Source organism: Hahella sp. KA22 (assembly GCF_004135205.1).
Lineage (GTDB): Bacteria > Pseudomonadota > Gammaproteobacteria > Pseudomonadales > Oleiphilaceae > Hahella.
This window is the reverse complement of sequence record NZ_CP035490.1, coordinates 1404858-1419092: the sequence shown is the minus strand read 5'-3', so window position 1 is coordinate 1419092 and position 14235 is coordinate 1404858. Positions and strand designations below refer to the sequence as shown.

Here is a 14235-nt window from a genome sequence, read left to right as displayed (position 1 = left end):
ATGCCAAGCAGACGCCAGTTGCAAGGTAAGAAAGAACTTTACGCCACACTGAATAAAATCATGGCGGCGCTAAAGGCCCTCGCCTATGCGGAAACCCGCAAGCTACAGCGCCAGATCCCGCCGCAATTGGCCATCGTCGAGCGCATGCGCGCCGCCATAGCAAAGCTGCAGCAACATTCTAATGCTGACACGCCGCTGAACAAGCTGATCATTGTGCTGGGAACAGAGCGAGGTTTTTGTGGCGACATCAACCGTCGTCTGCTCGACGCAACCACTGAGATTATCAGGACAGCGCCATGCGGCGTCATTTTGGTGGGTGATCGTTTATATCGCCATGCCCACGCGGATTTTGAAGTGCTGGCGCAAGTCACGGGACCTTCCGTGGCGGAGGACGTCGAGTCTGTCACCGATGAACTGGTCGCCCTTCTATCCCAACACAGCGAGCACTACCCATTAACCGAGGCGGAGATACTCTATTATCGAGAGCAGGATGGACATCCCTGCCGGTTTCCGCTTTTCCCCAAGCGGAATCATGGAGACGGCGCTGCGGCCATAGCGCCAATGATGTATCGTCCTGCGCCAGAGTTGTTGCTGGAACTGATCCCCATGTATCTATTCGCCTCTCTGCAATCCTGCCTCAAGGATGCGTTGCTGGGGGAAAACAGGAAACGGCTCAGTCATCTGGAATATGCAACACGCCACTTACAGGAGCGTATGAATGCGCTAACCCTGCAAACCAACATGCTGCGCCAGGAAGAAATTATTGAGGATATTGAGGCGTTGCTATTTGTCGTGGCCGACTGACACAGCGCTAGGGCGCGATCAGTTTCTCCAAAGCTTCTTCAACCTGACGCGTCTCTTCGCCAGTGAGCGCCTTGTAACCCCTTAGATAAGGCCAGCCATATCCCCAGCGAAAACCGGTCGGCCAGTATGGCGATCCGCCGACGCGCACACCGGCTTCCATCACAAATGACAAGCTCTCCTCACCAACGCCGGCGACGCATTGCTGCAAGGCTCTATCCGCTTGCATGCGCTCTTCGTATGTCCCGCCTCTCCAATAAGCCAGATCGTGTTGGTAACAACAGTCCAGCCAAAGGTTTTCTTCACTGAGCGAGCCATCGGGAAACAGACTGCAGCCGTCGCTGATAAAAGGTTTTAACTCCTCTCCAACGCATAAAGCGGGAGCTAGCAATAATAACGACAAAACAATATTGCGGGCGAACATAGAGCAATCGATCCAACACCGGTAATCCTGCCCGTAGCTTATGCCAGAACCCTGCGTATTACAAAGCGCAACCTGTCCCCCAAAGTTAGCGCTATAGCGGATCAATCAGGCAAGGTGGCCGTTCTTCCAACGACACCTAACACTCTCGTCAGGACCGCATCATGCTGCTTTGTCTCTTCTTGATCTTTATCGGCTGTTTTATTCTGGAACGTGTGCACACCGGTTGGCGTCTGCCACAGGTAAAGACGTGGTGGTTCCGGGTATTACTGGTGAATGCATTCCAACTGGCGGTAGTCTTACTGGCAGGCGTCACCTGGGAAGTCTGGTTGTCCGCTTACTCCGTTTTTCATCTTTCGAGTCATCTGAACCCTATCGCCGGCGGCTTTTTCGCGTACTTCATCGCCACCTTTGTTTTTTATTGGTGGCATCGCTGGCGCCATGAAAGCGACTTTTTATGGCGCATCTTCCACCAAATACACCATAGTCCTCAGCGCCTTGAAGTCATCACTTCCTTTTATAAACACCCGGGTGAAATGATCTTCAACTCCATCCTGGGCGGCCTGCTGGTCTATGCGCTGCTCGGTCTGGACCCCGCCGCAGGCGCGGTATATACCTTCTGTACTGCGATAGGCGAGTTCTTTTATCACACCAATATCAAAACGCCGCACTGGGTGGGCTACTTTTTCCAACGTCCTGAAATGCATCGTATTCATCATGAATACGGGCGCCACAAGAATAACTATGGCGATATTACGTGGTGGGACATGCTTTTTGGAACTTATGAGAACCCCAAAACCTGGAATAAAACCTGCGGTTTTGACGACGCCAAAGAACAACGCCTATGGGATATGCTGATGTACCGCGACGTTCATAAGGAATAAAAACCTCCGCCCCAAATAAGCAAGGGATATTAGCGCCAATAACATAGCGTAATCCCTTGAATTGATGTGTAATACGGGTTATCAATGCAGCGCGGAACCCAACGAGAGAGGCGCAATGAAACATCCCCTGAAAGTGTTCACCGGCAACTCCAACCCAGCCCTGGCCCACGAAATATGCGGGCATTTGGGGATAGATCTAAGCCCCCTGCAAATCTCACGCTTCTCCAACGACAACCTGTTTGTACAGATCCAGGAGAACGTGCGCGAGCGGGACGTATTTGTGGTGCAGCCGTTCACTGAGCCGGTCAGCGAACATATCATGGAGCTGCTGATCACGCTGGACGCCTTACGCAGCGCTTCCGCCCGCCGTATCACTGCAGTCATTCCCTATTACTCCTACGCCCGTTCCGACAAGAAAGACGCTCCCCGTATTTCCATCGCCGGGAAGCTGATGGCTGACTTACTGCAAACCGCCGGCGCCAATCGGGTGCTGACCATGGATTTACACGCAGACCAGGTGCATGGCTTTTTTAACATTCCCGTCGACCACCTGACCGCCGTCCCGCTCATCGCCGACTACTTCAAAGCGAACTACGACCTGAGCCGGATGGTGGCGGTAGCGACGGACGCCGGTGGCGCAAAACGGGCGGGACGTTTTTCCGAACGCCTGAATATTCCTCTGGCGATCATCGATAAGCGACGCGTCAGCGATACTCAGGTCAAACAAGGACATGTCGTCGGCGACGTCAAGGACATGGACGCCGTGATCTTCGAAGATGAAATTTCCACCGGCGGCACGCTGATGTCCACCGTCAAAACCCTGCAGCAAGCCGGCGTACGCAGCATTCATGTCGGCGCCGTACATCCAGTGCTTTGCGGTCCCGCCATCACCAATCTGCGTGAGGCGAATATTTCATCCTTGGTGGTCACCAATACAGTTTATCTACCGGAACAGAAACAACTGGAGAAAATCACCCAACTCTCCGTCGCCTCCTTAATAGCGGAGGCGATCAGCCGAATCCATTCCGGAGAGAGTGTGGGGGCTTTGTTTAGTTGAGGCCTTACCTTGAGGTAAGTTGCTTATAATTATGAGGCAACATAAAGCCTATCTACTACCTTATACCTATTAAGAAATCAGGCCCACCACAAGCTTGGATCACCTTCTTTTGTCTTCCATGCACTTAAGTGCTTCACGACTTGAGAAATAACCTCATCCGGTAGCGTACTAGTTGGGTGTCCCGAGTTATAAGAAGCGGGGTTAAAACCTACGTTTTTTGTATATGTAACATTTGCAAGAGCTTGCATTCTTGCAGAAACCTTAGAAAATTTATCTGTATACTTCGTTATATTAACTGTCGGCAAGCCCAGAAAAGCGCCATAGTCCATACCACCACTCATCATTCCAACTGAGGCAAACACTCCCATTTTTTTGCAGGCATTCAAGACAGCCCCTTGCATTAAGTATGAATTTGCTTGTTTGTACGCGTCTCTCTGTAGCTCTATTAAGCTATAGACAGACTTCGGCATTTTTGCCGGCCTGTCTCCAATAAGCACAGGTTTTAAGTTTTGGCTCGTTATTGCATTAACTAGTTGAACTAGTGCTGCTTGTGACAAGCCTCTTCCTCCGTCATGGTTATTTCTAACCCATACTAGTACTTTATTTCTTTCTTTGGTCTGGAGCTCTTTACTTAGTTTACTCTCAAGCCCTTCAAATTTGCCTTTGTTGCATACATGTATAAACTTTTTAGAAATCTCAGAGCGGATAAATGAGGAGCCCATGAAGCCTAAAGCGTTAAATACGGTTTCCGTCGTAGCGCCAGGCAATAGATTATCGTTTCCATAGCTAACATCGTTAAATATTTTATCAGGGTGAATAAAGTTGGACAGAAAATTTTTTATTTGTGTATCAGTCACTTTACTTTCAGTTGCTGGCGCCTGAATTATTTTCACCACTAGATCAGGGTAGGAGTCACTCAGCTGCTTAGCAATAGTCCACGCAGCGATGTGTAAAACTTCACCAAACTCATTAGTTCCAACGATTGCACTAGTCTTTGATAAATCTTCCATCTCATTCGAAGCCATTTCCAGTTATCTCCATGCCGCTACCAATAATCTATAAGCAAGCGTCTTTCCTAGCATAAATCCGTCACATGAAAGCAAAATTTTTATGGAAAATAACAAAAGGACGCAAAGATATCGATTTTATTGCAACCCCTACAAACAGTCCGTACATCTGCACTAAACTTGCAATAACAAAGGATTACATACGTCTACTCCGGACAGTTAAAATGAGCGTTAAGAAATATTTTTTTCCCCGTATCAAAACAACAATGCTGGTCTTTATGCTTGCCATAAGCCCTACTAATCTTCCCGCCGCCGAAATCAAAGTAGTCACCACCGACTTCCCGCCCTACTCCTTTGAAGAAAATGGAGAAATCGGCGGTATGGCGACAGAAGTAGTGAAAGCCGTGTTGGCGAAGTCTGGCGTCGGCGTATCTTCATTCCGCGTTTATCCCTGGGCGCGGGCTTATAAGCTGGCTCAAACGGAGCCCAATACACTTATTTATTCCATCGCCCGTTCATCAGAACGAGAGCCGATGTTCAAGTGGGTGGGAGAGATTGCGCCGTTTCGGGTCAATCTCTACAAGCTGAAAAGCCGGTCGGACATCAATATTAGCAGTCTGGAAGACGCCAAACGTTATGTCGTCGGCGGTGAGTACCAGGACATCAAACAGGATTATCTGGTTAAACAGGGCTTCGAGGTCGGTAAGAATATTGTGCTGATGCCGGAAGACGAGCTCAACATTCGCATGCTGTTCGCCAAGCGCATCGACCTGATCCCATTCAGTGAATTCAGTCTTCCCGTTATGTTGAAGCAAGAGGGCTTTGCTCCTGCTGAGGTAGAAAAAGTGCTGACGCTAGACGGTATTTCCTACAACCTTTATATGGCCTGCAGCCTGGGTACGCCAGACGCAACCGTAGACAGTCTCAGAAGCGCGCTGCAAACATTGTGGGATAAAGGGGAAATCCTGGCGATCCAGCAGAAATACCTTAACCCGGAGTAATCGAGTCTCTCACTGTGGTCGCCGCGGATGTATAATCCCCGCCGGAATCAGCGGAGCAACCCCCATGGCGTTAAAAGCAACCATCTATAAAGCCGTACTGCATGTTGCAGATATGGACAGGAACTATTACGAGGATCTGACGCTCACCATCGCCAGACACCCTTCCGAAACCGACGAGCGTATGATGCTGCGTCTGGTCGCTTTCGCGCTGCACGCATCAGATCGCCTGCAGTTCACCAAAGGCATCAGCACACAGGATGAGCCGGATATCTGGGAAAAAAGCCTGAGCGACGAAATTGATCTGTGGATTGATCTCGGACTACCGGAAGAAAGCCGTATTCGCAAAGCCTGTGGTCGAGCCAGACAAGTCATCATTTACGCCTATGGTGGTCGCGCCGTTCCGTTATGGTGGCGGAAATATCAGGACGAACTCGCCCGCTTTGATAACCTGCGTATTATGGAAGTCAGCGCAGAGACGACCAAACAACTGGCGGAATTAGCGCAACGCGCCATGGATCTGCAGTGCACCATTCAGGATGGGCAGGTCTGGCTGAGCGACGCCTCCAACAGCGTCGCCATCGAACCCGTCAGCCTGTTTCCCGCATAGGGCTTCGCTTACGCCGCAAGCGGCGCGCGCTTTCTGGCGCGCCGTGCGCTCATTTCCCGCCGCATCAGCAACAAACCGCTCGTAGCGATCAGCAGAGCGCCGATTAACGCCAAAGACGCAGGCGTTTCGTCCCAGAACGCGTAAGCCAACGCCATCCCCCATACCAACTGAGAGTACTGCATCGCACTGACCGTACTGGGCGATCCGCTCTGAAATGCCGACAACACTAATAAAGTCGCCAGGGCGTAACACACTCCTCCCGCCGCACTGATCGCCAGCGCTGACATATCAAAGGAAAACAAAGACCATCCGGGCCAGCATCCCGTCACGACGACAATCAGGCTCAGCCCATAAACGGCGAACGCCAAAGGATGTTCCTGGTCTTTATATTTTGCGACCATAATAAACGCCGCCGCTTCAATCATGGCGCTCGCCAAAGCGGGCAATAAAGCCATATTCACCACACCGAAGCTTGGCGATAGCACAATCAACGCGCCAACAAACCCCATCAGCGCTAACATGAAACGTCCCGAATCGAAGCGCTCCATATTCATCGCCATCGCGAATACCGCGACAAACACAGGCATGGTCAGAATCAGGCTGTACGCCTCCGTTAACGGTGCAGCGCCATAGCTGTAAAACGCCAGGGCATCGACCAGCAACAGCATGACGGCTCGAATTAAATGCAGTCCCGGTCGCGATGTTTTCAACAGCGTCCAGCGTGGAGTCACCCATACCGATAAAGCCAGCAGGGCAAACAAACAGTTGAAGAAAATTACCTGTGGCAACGGGTAAGTCGCCAACAAGTGCTTGATGCTCAAATCCATCCAGGTAAAAAAGAAAAAGCCGCACAAGGCTATCAGCGCCGCTTTCATAGTCGTCACTCCTCAATTCAGTCCCACTTCTCATCGCACCCGCTAACCTTTTGGATCAGCATTGCAAGGCGGAAAATTTCACTTGGGATAGCTTGCGGCAGCGTCTAGCATTTGTGAAACGAGTTTATTTTTATTAATTAATAAAATTATTTTATGAATTTATCTCATCACATCATCGCCCATCTTCCCTTTCTCGCCGCGGTCTATCGCGCTCGCAGCTTTACCCGCGCAGCAGAGGAAATGCATGTCTCCCAGGCGGCGGTGAGTTACCAGATTCGTCAGCTGGAACAAAAGATCGGGGTTTGTCTGGTCGTGCGCCAATCCGGCAGTCGCATCCATCTGACCCATGCCGGACAGAATCTAGTGGATGAGTACTTGGTCGGCGAACAGCGCCTGCAGGCGACGCTCGACAACCTGAGTGGAGAAAGCCTCAGCGGCAGGTTAAAGGTTACCGCCCCCGTCGACTTCGGCAGTCTGGTTATGCCTGCCGCCATTGCGGAACTGGAACGTCTGGCGCCCGAGCTGCAAATAGAGCTGCACGTCAGTGACGACCTGATCGACCTTGTCGCGCAACAATTTGACGTCGCAGTCCGCTCTCCTGCGACAGGCGTCGGGTTGACGCATCACCTGCTGACGACCTCCAAAAAACAGGTGGTGGCAGGCAAAGAGTATCTGCAACGACGCGGTCTGCCGGCGACCCTCGCAGATCTGAAACATCATCGCCTGCTAACACGCGCCAACGGCAAAGCCGCCAGTTGGGGACAGTTATTAAAGCAGAATGATCTCAATCTGGATGCGATGCCGGAGCGTATGCGCCTGGGTAACACCTTCGCACTGGCGGAAGGCGTACGCAATAATCTGGGGGTGGCGATATTGCCCAGCTTCGCTGCAGGTAAAGATATTGCGGAAGGTAAGGTAGTGGAACTGTTCCCGTCATATAGCGCGCCGCTATTAACGGAATTTTACTTGAGCTATCCGCCGTCAACGCCAATCCGCAAGCGGCTCGCAGCTCTGGCGCAAGCCATACGGACGGTTATGGTTTCCGAGCGTTTCAGCGATGGATTCATTGAGGCGGACGGCCTATTGAATGATTAAAGACGCTCAACGCAAGCGCCCCATGTCATCGTCTTCGGACAACTCCTCGGCTTTGCGGCATTCTTTGTCCGTTTGCGTCTCGTCACAAACCGGGTGCTGAGCTTGCGGATCAGGCTGATGGTGCGACGCGCAGGACGACAGCACCAGCGCCAGCAAAGCGACCAACGCAGGCCGCAGCCAACGCGACTTCAGTCTAAACAGTTTTTTCACTTGGATTTTCCTTTTAATTTGCTCTCGTCAATCAGGCTGCACACCCGCTCATCCGTCAATACGTTTTCTCGCGCCCATACAAAGTCCTTACTGCGTCCTATCGCAGGGGCTTGATAGGGTTGATAATCAAAGTCGGCGAATCGGACGCTGACCTTGAGTAGACAAACGAAAAAATAAATAACTTCTTCCGCATTTTCCAACAACGACGCAAAACGCAGTCCGTTTCTGGCGATACTCCACTGGAAGGGCTCTTCAGCCAACAGCTCTTTAGTACGCGCCAGAAAACAGGATTCATGGAAATAACCCAGGGTTTCGGGATCTTTCGTCCACACGCCCAGGCGCTTCGACGCATTGAGATAACAGGCGAGGATATTCTGCCGCAACTTATAACGAATGACTAAATTGGCCAGTTGCGCCTGCTCAAGAATATCCAATGCGGACTGGTAAGCCTGAATCGCCTCCCCGCGATACGCCAACATACGCGGGTCCTGATTGCGTTTACGCGCGCCAAGGCAACGGTCAAACAACATATCTCCCAGCAGCCACAACAGGCGCGCGCTCCCCACAGGCTCGCGCCCTGCAATACTCAGCTCATGACGCAGGAAAAGCTCCAGACGCTCGATATTCTCCTCCTGCGACAGGTCGCCATTACGTCGATGCAGGTCCTCGTACAGGTCGAACATTCCTTCCAATGCTGCGGGAAACGGATTGGGAAACTCCCTTTCATGCAAAGCGTTGATAATGTCCACCGTATTTTTATTGGGTTTATGGTGAGGATGGAGATAGTTCGCCTTCAGCGTTTTGATATCCGGGCCAGCCTCATACTGGGCCACAAACGCTTCCCATGTCCAAAGACGTTTTAGTCGATGAATTTTATTAAAAGTCGTAGGCATACTTGCTCTGCAAAATGTCAAGACCAGTTTTTGTTGTAAAACTGGTTTTTTAGGCCTCTTTTCAAATCGCTATGCTGACCGGGAATCAAAGGCTGCGTCAAGCGCCGCTTACCGCCGCAATCAGCATTAGGAATCGATCATGAAAAAACTTGTTTTAGCCGCCATTACCCTTCTCTACCTCAGTGGCTGCGCCACGTCTTCTCACTTCAATCGCGCCGCGATGGAAGGGATATCCACCGAGCCTGGGCAGCCCAAAGAGTACGCACGGGCGGACTCGGTCAAGGAAATCGACGCACTGAAGCCTCAAGCCGAGCTTCCATTGCGGTTGTACGTACCACAACCCGCCAATGACAACCCGTGGAGCCAGGAGGAGATTGAGGAAATCGAGTCATGGAAGCCCTTCTTGAAACAAAACGGCCTGGTGTCTGAATTATTTGTCGCGCCGGAGTCGTCGCGCAGAAACTGCTATCAGTATGACAACTGCCAACTTGAAGAACAGCGCATGGAGGCCGCGCGCTTTCAGGCGGACGCCTGGCTCGCTTTCGACATCAACAGCAGCGAAGAGGAATACGCTAATTCTCTAAGCATTCTCAACATCACACTGGTCGGCATGTGGGTAGTCCCGGCGCATCACACCTCGTCGGATGTACGCTTGGAAGGCTCGCTGGTGGATGTTCGCAACGGCTATCTCTACGCTTTCGCCCGCGCCTTCGGCAAAGCGTCTCAAACCCGACCATTCATGTACTCAGAAAGATATGAAACTCGACGCCTAGCCCGTCTGAACGCGTTGAAAAACTTCGGCGAACGACTCAGGCAAGAAACCAGCGGAAGCGCAGCGTCCACTCTTTAACTCCTCGGCGACGTCCATTATCCTCAGTTAGCACGCCTCCCACTTTTCGTGGTCAGGCCAGAATCGATTGAGGGAGTGGACATGCTACGCGCCATAACATTGCTGTTGGCTTTGGGCCTGAGTCTCATGACACAGGCCCAGCGTCTGGAAACGATCACACTGCAACACCGAACAGCGGAGGACATGGCGCGCCAGGTTCGGGAACTGTACCCCGAGGATCAGGCCCATATCAGCGGTCACCGCAACCAGTTGCTGATTCGCGCTGACGACTCGATCATTGCAGAAATTCATGACTTGGTGATGCAACTGGATACCCCGCAACGGCAGTTTCTCATTACGGTCAGCCGTGACCGCAACCGGTTGGGGGAAAACAGCGGCTGGGGCGTCTCAGGCGTCATCAGTAATAAGGGAGGATCGGCGCAGGTCGAGGCAGGCAAGAAAGTCTACTCCACCCGGGGCGGCGGACAGCAAACGCTCACTGTCGTGGAAGGCTCTTCCGCCTTTATCAATACCGGCCAGAAGCAGCCGGTCAGAACGACACAGCGAATCAATGGCCGACTGGTGGACAGCGTGGAATATCTGGACCTGAGCAGCGGCGTCTACGTAGAACCCCGCCTGACCGGACAGAACCGGGTTGAGTTGAAAGTCCGCTCACAAAGCAATGAGCGCGACGATATTCAACAACAACGCATCAATACCTCGTCCCTGGACACCATTCGCGTCGTCCAGCTCGGCGAGTGGGTGGAACTGGGAGGCGCATCGTTAACCAGCAGCCGTTCAGACAGCGGCATCACCTATTCCACACGCAGACAGAGCGCGGATGAACAAAGCGTTCTCATCAAAGTTGAATTACTGGGGAATTAGCTATTCAGTAAAAAAGTCGTGGAAATGGTAGCCTTTATTTTCTGGGCGCAACGATAAAGAGAAACGACGAAAATCCTCTTTTGCCCAGTGGGCCTCTGTGACGACATCGATGGCCTTATCCACGTTGGCCGCCGTCGCCAAAGCCAGATGCGTGCGAATGGTAACGCCCAGATAATCCGCAAAATCAACGCCATTGAAATAATCATACAGAAGGACAACCGCCCAACCTGCTTCGACAAAGTGTCCGCCTAGACTATGAGACAGGCGCCCGTCCTTTACGCCCTGCAAGCCTTCATTCGACCAGTCCACGCCGCCAATCAGGCGATCGGGCGCTGGCGACACTGAGCGCGCCGCCAGCGCCATCAAATCACTGGCGGCCCAAATCAGGTCCACCGAGGGGTAGCGTTCCAGCATTTTCGGAGCGCGGGCAGTCACTTCGTCCCAATACCAGTTGGCGTACACCAGTTGTTTCAGGCTCACCTTATCAGTGTGCTCTGACAGAAACCGCCGCAGACCGGCGTTACGGTCCAAAGCCGCAGTGGAATCCATGCCGCCACTGAACGCCAGCATGTCAAAGCTGTCCTTTCGCGGCCACTTTGCCTGAGCCTGTCGCAGTAGCTCCGACGCGACCAGATAGCCGACCTCCTCATCATCGGGGTACATATGTCCCAGCCAATTGGGAAACTTCTCCGAGCGCGGCTGTCCCACTAAAACCCGATCGCGTTCCGGCACACTGGTGTTGACAAGAAATATGCCTACGTCTCGGGCATTAGCTTCCTGCAGGAGCTTTTCCGTAATGGAAAAAAAGTATCCGACAATAATCACCTTCGGCGGATTGGATCGCTGCAGCGCCTCCATGCCCATTTTCAGCACATTGAAACGTTGATCATTCCCGTACATGACTTCCAGTTTGACGCCCAGGTCCTTCGCCACGTCTTTGGCGAAAGCGCCAGTCTTCCCCCAGAAAATGTTTTCAGCGGGAGACGGAGAGATAAACAGGAAATAATCCGCATCGGACAAGCGGCCGACAGACGGAGCGCCAGCATGACACGGCCCGGACGAAGCGATAACCCATACGACAATGAAGCCGCGCAAGAACTTCATTACAATTGCGAGATTCATAGTTATTTATAGATAAGGCACTTCCATTAAGAGTGGACCATAACCGCTAGTTTGCAAAGAATCCGCCCTGCGCCCGCCGACGTAAAATATTTCCTTCCACATCGGCGCGTCCTGATTGCGCGACCTGCGTCTCCGTAATAGTATGCGCTCCCCGCCCCAAGACTCGGAGTGCACCATGTTACGGCGCTTTCTGACTATCCTTTGTTTTTTATGTTTCTGCTCTTCTCTTTGCGCTCGCGAGCTAACGGAGCGCAGCGACTGGCGTGAATATTTTCGCAACGCCCAGGTTCAGGGCGTCTTCGTGCTTTGCAGACAAAATGCAAACAACTGTCAAACCAGTGATCTGCAACGCGCCTCAGAGGGCTTCGTACCCGCCTCCACATTCAAAATCCTTGAAGCGTTGATTGCATTGGAGACTGGAGTCCTGAGAGATGGCCGGGAAGTGTTTCATTGGAACGGACAAAAGCGTCCGTTCAAAATATGGGAAAACGACTTCACTTTACGTGGAGCCATGCAAAACTCCGTCGAACCCATTTTTCAGGAACTCGCACGAAGAATTGGCGAAGAGCGCATGCGCCACCATATCGCCCAGGCGAACTACGGCAACGCCGATATTAGCGGCGGCGCGGATCACTTCTGGCTTGACGGCGCACTGAGGGTATCCGCGACGGAACAAATTGAATTTCTGTCCCACCTTTATTATGCCGAGCTGCCCTTTTCTGAGCGTAATCAGCTGATCGTACAAGAGGCGATGCTGACCGAAGCCGCCAATGCCTATATCTTGAGAAGTAAAACTGGCTATAGCCTGGGCATGCCGGGATACAACGACGCCACAAAACCAGGGTTGGCCTGGTGGATGGGTTGGGTGGAAAAAGACGCTGACCTGTATTTCTTCGCAGCCAATTTCGATATCGACAAAAATGAAAAGCTGGCGTTCAGAAAAAGCATTCCCCGGCGCATCATGACCGCGGAAGGGATTCTGCAGTAGAACACCGACTTCGAGGACTGTTTATCATTTTACCCTCAAATTAAGTGCTAGCCTGCCGGGTTAATAAAAGCCGTCATGTCGAATCAGGAAAGCCTATTTCAGGGTAACAGCCATGCCTCTAATAATAAAGTCGCAGTTCTCCCAACGCCTCGCCCAGTCCTTTCGTTCAAGCCTTATAGCCTGTCTGGCCGTCATCCTGCAAGGGTGCGCAGTCGGATGGTGGGGCGGCCCGGAAACCCCCGCCTCACCAGAAGACGCCAGCCAGCTGGAAACCACCGCACTAGCTCAAGAAACGTCATCCGACATCGCACAACTTCAAGGCGCTTCGCCAACGGAGGCTCCGCAGAACGATGAAACACCGTCTTCAGATGCGCTTGTTGAAGTCGTCAACAGCCCACCGCCTGCAGCAGGGCCCGCAAACGAAACCCGGCCGGAAGAGCCGCAGCCATTGCAAAGCCCCGAGGTCGTTGCGGAGACAACTCTCGCCACGCCAGCACATTCCTCCAGCGAAATAGCACTTCCTACGCAAACACCACCACAACAGGCGCTGGCGATGACGCAAGATATCCCGCTTCCCGCAGAAGGCATCAGCGCAGCCAAGGATAATAAGAACGAGCCCGCAATGAAGGAAGAGGACGAGGAAACCGGCTCGCTGAAGGTCGTGGAAGTAAAGGCCCAACCTGCCTCCATAAAACGCTCTACTACGACCGCCGCGCTAAGTCAGAACGTCGGCTCATTCGGCATCTGGACACTGGAGCGTAACTGGGACGGCGAACATCCGGACAGCTGCCGTCTCAGCACGCCAACCCGACAAGTGGAAATCGGCGACCACACATCTCAAATATGGTTATCCTTGGAGCCGGGGCGTTTTGTCGTCTACGCCTCTTCCGATATTTTTCTGAAAAAGCGGGGCGTAGGTTTGCGCCTGGACCAGTCCAAACTGATGTCTTTTTCCCAGCAAGACTATCCTACCCGCAGCCTCGTCTTATCAGACATCACTGACCAGATTGAGAAAAGCAAAATGCTGCATGTCTATTTGGTCTTAGGCGAGCAAAAGTCATCGCTCTCACACCAGGAGTTTAGCTTGCAGGATATGCGCAAAGCCATCCCCGCACTCAAGCAATGTAATGGCTGAAAAGCCATATTTTTCAAGGGCGGACAACAGGTTCGCCCAGGCTTACATTCCCGCTTTCAGCCTTAAGCAATAATGCTTACAGAGAATCCACTACAGACCGCTAACCGACTGATTCTTTAGACTACTCTTGAATTCATAGAAACATATACGGTTAGTGTTGTGGACTGGATAATCAATAGCAGCCAAAGAAACGCCATTCATCCAAGCGGACTTGAGCTGTTTTTTTACGCATTCGGCGGCGAGTTACGGGAGTTGATGCCCCGTAATATCCCGGAAGAATTATCAGCGTCAGAAGTCCGTGAATTAGTGCAAGATGGTGAGAAGAAAATCACCAACTTCTTCGGACTTGAGAGCGACCCCCGCAAAGTGCACATCCTGCTCTAAGCGGACAAAAAAACCGAGTCGAACGCCTCGGTTTTTTTATT

The 14235-nt window shown here is 52.1% G+C and carries 17 protein-coding genes; 11 read left to right on the top strand and 6 right to left on the bottom strand.

Annotated features, from left to right (window positions below):
- Entirely contained in the window at positions 1-804 is an 804-nt protein-coding gene (locus tag EUZ85_RS06340; RefSeq protein WP_127968501.1) for a FoF1 ATP synthase subunit gamma, read from the top strand.
- Positions 805-811: 7 nt separating this feature from the next.
- On the opposite strand, the gene EUZ85_RS06335 is transcribed toward EUZ85_RS06340, so the two are convergent.
- A complete protein-coding gene (locus tag EUZ85_RS06335) occupies positions 812-1225 on the bottom strand; it encodes an FAD-binding oxidoreductase (RefSeq protein WP_127968500.1) in 414 nt (137 codons plus the stop codon).
- A 161-nt stretch (positions 1226-1386) separates the two neighbouring features.
- Between EUZ85_RS06335 and EUZ85_RS06330 the strand changes: the two genes are divergently transcribed.
- Together EUZ85_RS06330 and EUZ85_RS06325 are read left to right on the top strand one after the other, a co-directional pair.
- A complete protein-coding gene (locus EUZ85_RS06330; protein ID WP_127968499.1) occupies positions 1387-2106 on the top strand; it encodes a sterol desaturase family protein in 720 nt (239 codons plus the stop codon).
- Positions 2107-2221: 115 nt separating this feature from the next.
- Complete coding sequence (locus tag EUZ85_RS06325; protein WP_127968498.1) at positions 2222-3163, top strand: ribose-phosphate pyrophosphokinase; 942 nt, start codon at positions 2222-2224, stop codon at positions 3161-3163.
- A gap of 77 nt (positions 3164-3240) precedes the next feature.
- Here EUZ85_RS06325 and EUZ85_RS06320 read toward each other — a convergent pair whose 3' ends face one another.
- Complete coding sequence (locus EUZ85_RS06320) at positions 3241-4188, bottom strand: hypothetical protein (RefSeq protein ID WP_127968497.1); 948 nt, start codon at positions 4186-4188, stop codon at positions 3241-3243.
- Positions 4189-4448: 260 nt separating this feature from the next.
- Here EUZ85_RS06320 and EUZ85_RS06315 point away from each other — a divergent pair, with 260 nt between their 5' ends.
- The gene (locus EUZ85_RS06315) at positions 4449-5171 is read left to right on the top strand and encodes an ABC transporter substrate-binding protein (protein WP_241566972.1); all 723 of its coding nucleotides are present in this window, start codon (positions 4449-4451) and stop codon (positions 5169-5171) included.
- Between the two features lie 64 nt (positions 5172-5235).
- The gene (locus EUZ85_RS06310; RefSeq protein WP_127968496.1) at positions 5236-5778 is read left to right on the top strand and encodes a YaeQ family protein; all 543 of its coding nucleotides are present in this window, start codon (positions 5236-5238) and stop codon (positions 5776-5778) included.
- 8 nt (positions 5779-5786) lie between these two features.
- Here the strand turns inward: EUZ85_RS06310 and EUZ85_RS06305 are convergent, their stop codons facing one another.
- A complete protein-coding gene (locus tag EUZ85_RS06305; protein WP_127968495.1) occupies positions 5787-6653 on the bottom strand; it encodes a DMT family transporter in 867 nt (288 codons plus the stop codon).
- A gap of 153 nt (positions 6654-6806) precedes the next feature.
- Here EUZ85_RS06305 and EUZ85_RS06300 point away from each other — a divergent pair, with 153 nt between their 5' ends.
- Positions 6807-7748, top strand: a complete 942-nt coding sequence (locus EUZ85_RS06300) for a LysR family transcriptional regulator (protein ID WP_127968494.1) — start codon at positions 6807-6809, stop codon at positions 7746-7748.
- Positions 7749-7754: 6 nt separating this feature from the next.
- Here the strand turns inward: EUZ85_RS06300 and EUZ85_RS06295 are convergent, their stop codons facing one another.
- Both EUZ85_RS06295 and EUZ85_RS06290 read right to left on the bottom strand, forming a co-directional pair.
- The gene (locus EUZ85_RS06295; protein WP_127968493.1) at positions 7755-7958 is read right to left on the bottom strand and encodes a hypothetical protein; all 204 of its coding nucleotides are present in this window, start codon (positions 7956-7958) and stop codon (positions 7755-7757) included.
- The gene (locus EUZ85_RS06290) at positions 7955-8791 is read right to left on the bottom strand and encodes a hypothetical protein (protein ID WP_127968492.1); all 837 of its coding nucleotides are present in this window, start codon (positions 8789-8791) and stop codon (positions 7955-7957) included. The genes EUZ85_RS06295 and EUZ85_RS06290 overlap by 4 nt, the downstream gene beginning before the upstream one ends.
- A 199-nt stretch (positions 8792-8990) precedes the next feature.
- On the opposite strand from EUZ85_RS06290, the gene EUZ85_RS06285 reads away from it, so the two are divergent.
- Both EUZ85_RS06285 and EUZ85_RS06280 read left to right on the top strand, forming a co-directional pair.
- Complete coding sequence (locus EUZ85_RS06285) at positions 8991-9701, top strand: hypothetical protein (protein WP_127968491.1); 711 nt, start codon at positions 8991-8993, stop codon at positions 9699-9701.
- Between the two features lie 81 nt (positions 9702-9782).
- Positions 9783-10565, top strand: coding sequence for a secretin N-terminal domain-containing protein (locus tag EUZ85_RS06280; protein ID WP_127968490.1), 783 nt, complete (start codon positions 9783-9785; stop codon positions 10563-10565).
- Here EUZ85_RS06280 and EUZ85_RS06275 read toward each other — a convergent pair whose 3' ends face one another.
- Positions 10566-11669 carry an ABC transporter substrate-binding protein gene (locus EUZ85_RS06275; protein WP_241566971.1) on the bottom strand — a complete coding sequence of 368 codons (1104 nt, stop codon included), beginning with the start codon at positions 11667-11669 and terminating at the stop codon, positions 10566-10568.
- Positions 11670-11862: 193 nt separating this feature from the next.
- Here EUZ85_RS06275 and blaOXA point away from each other — a divergent pair, with 193 nt between their 5' ends.
- The 3 genes from blaOXA to EUZ85_RS06260 all read left to right on the top strand — a co-directional run bounded on the left by blaOXA (position 11863) and on the right by EUZ85_RS06260 (position 14194).
- On the top strand, positions 11863-12675 hold the full coding sequence (gene blaOXA / locus EUZ85_RS06270) for a class D beta-lactamase (protein WP_164887197.1): 813 nt from the start codon (positions 11863-11865) through the stop codon (positions 12673-12675).
- 112 nt (positions 12676-12787) lie between these two features.
- On the top strand, positions 12788-13810 hold the full coding sequence (locus EUZ85_RS06265) for a hypothetical protein (protein ID WP_127968487.1): 1023 nt from the start codon (positions 12788-12790) through the stop codon (positions 13808-13810).
- Positions 13811-13969: 159 nt separating this feature from the next.
- On the top strand, positions 13970-14194 hold the full coding sequence (locus EUZ85_RS06260) for a hypothetical protein (RefSeq protein ID WP_127968486.1): 225 nt from the start codon (positions 13970-13972) through the stop codon (positions 14192-14194).
- Positions 14195-14235 lie beyond the last annotated feature (41 nt).

Bases quoted from the DNA above. Each gene is read 5' to 3' on its own strand.
- blaOXA (WP_164887197.1), top strand. From the start codon at position 11,863: ATGTTACGGCGCTTTCTGACTATCCTTTGTTTTTTATGTTTCTGCTCT.
- EUZ85_RS06330 (WP_127968499.1), top strand. From the start codon at position 1,387: ATGCTGCTTTGTCTCTTCTTGATCTTTATCGGCTGTTTTATTCTGGAA.
- EUZ85_RS06305 (WP_127968495.1), bottom strand. From the start codon at position 6,653: ATGAAAGCGGCGCTGATAGCCTTGTGCGGCTTTTTCTTTTTTACCTGG.
- EUZ85_RS06340 (WP_127968501.1), top strand. From the start codon at position 1: ATGCCAAGCAGACGCCAGTTGCAAGGTAAGAAAGAACTTTACGCCACA.
- EUZ85_RS06310 (WP_127968496.1), top strand. From the start codon at position 5,236: ATGGCGTTAAAAGCAACCATCTATAAAGCCGTACTGCATGTTGCAGAT.
- EUZ85_RS06315 (WP_241566972.1), top strand. From the start codon at position 4,449: ATGCTTGCCATAAGCCCTACTAATCTTCCCGCCGCCGAAATCAAAGTA.
- EUZ85_RS06325 (WP_127968498.1), top strand. From the start codon at position 2,222: ATGAAACATCCCCTGAAAGTGTTCACCGGCAACTCCAACCCAGCCCTG.
- EUZ85_RS06285 (WP_127968491.1), top strand. From the start codon at position 8,991: ATGAAAAAACTTGTTTTAGCCGCCATTACCCTTCTCTACCTCAGTGGC.
- EUZ85_RS06280 (WP_127968490.1), top strand. From the start codon at position 9,783: ATGCTACGCGCCATAACATTGCTGTTGGCTTTGGGCCTGAGTCTCATG.
- EUZ85_RS06335 (WP_127968500.1), bottom strand. From the start codon at position 1,225: ATGTTCGCCCGCAATATTGTTTTGTCGTTATTATTGCTAGCTCCCGCT.
- EUZ85_RS06265 (WP_127968487.1), top strand. From the start codon at position 12,788: ATGCCTCTAATAATAAAGTCGCAGTTCTCCCAACGCCTCGCCCAGTCC.
- EUZ85_RS06320 (WP_127968497.1), bottom strand. From the start codon at position 4,188: ATGGCTTCGAATGAGATGGAAGATTTATCAAAGACTAGTGCAATCGTT.
- EUZ85_RS06300 (WP_127968494.1), top strand. From the start codon at position 6,807: ATGAATTTATCTCATCACATCATCGCCCATCTTCCCTTTCTCGCCGCG.
- EUZ85_RS06275 (WP_241566971.1), bottom strand. From the start codon at position 11,669: ATGAAGTTCTTGCGCGGCTTCATTGTCGTATGGGTTATCGCTTCGTCC.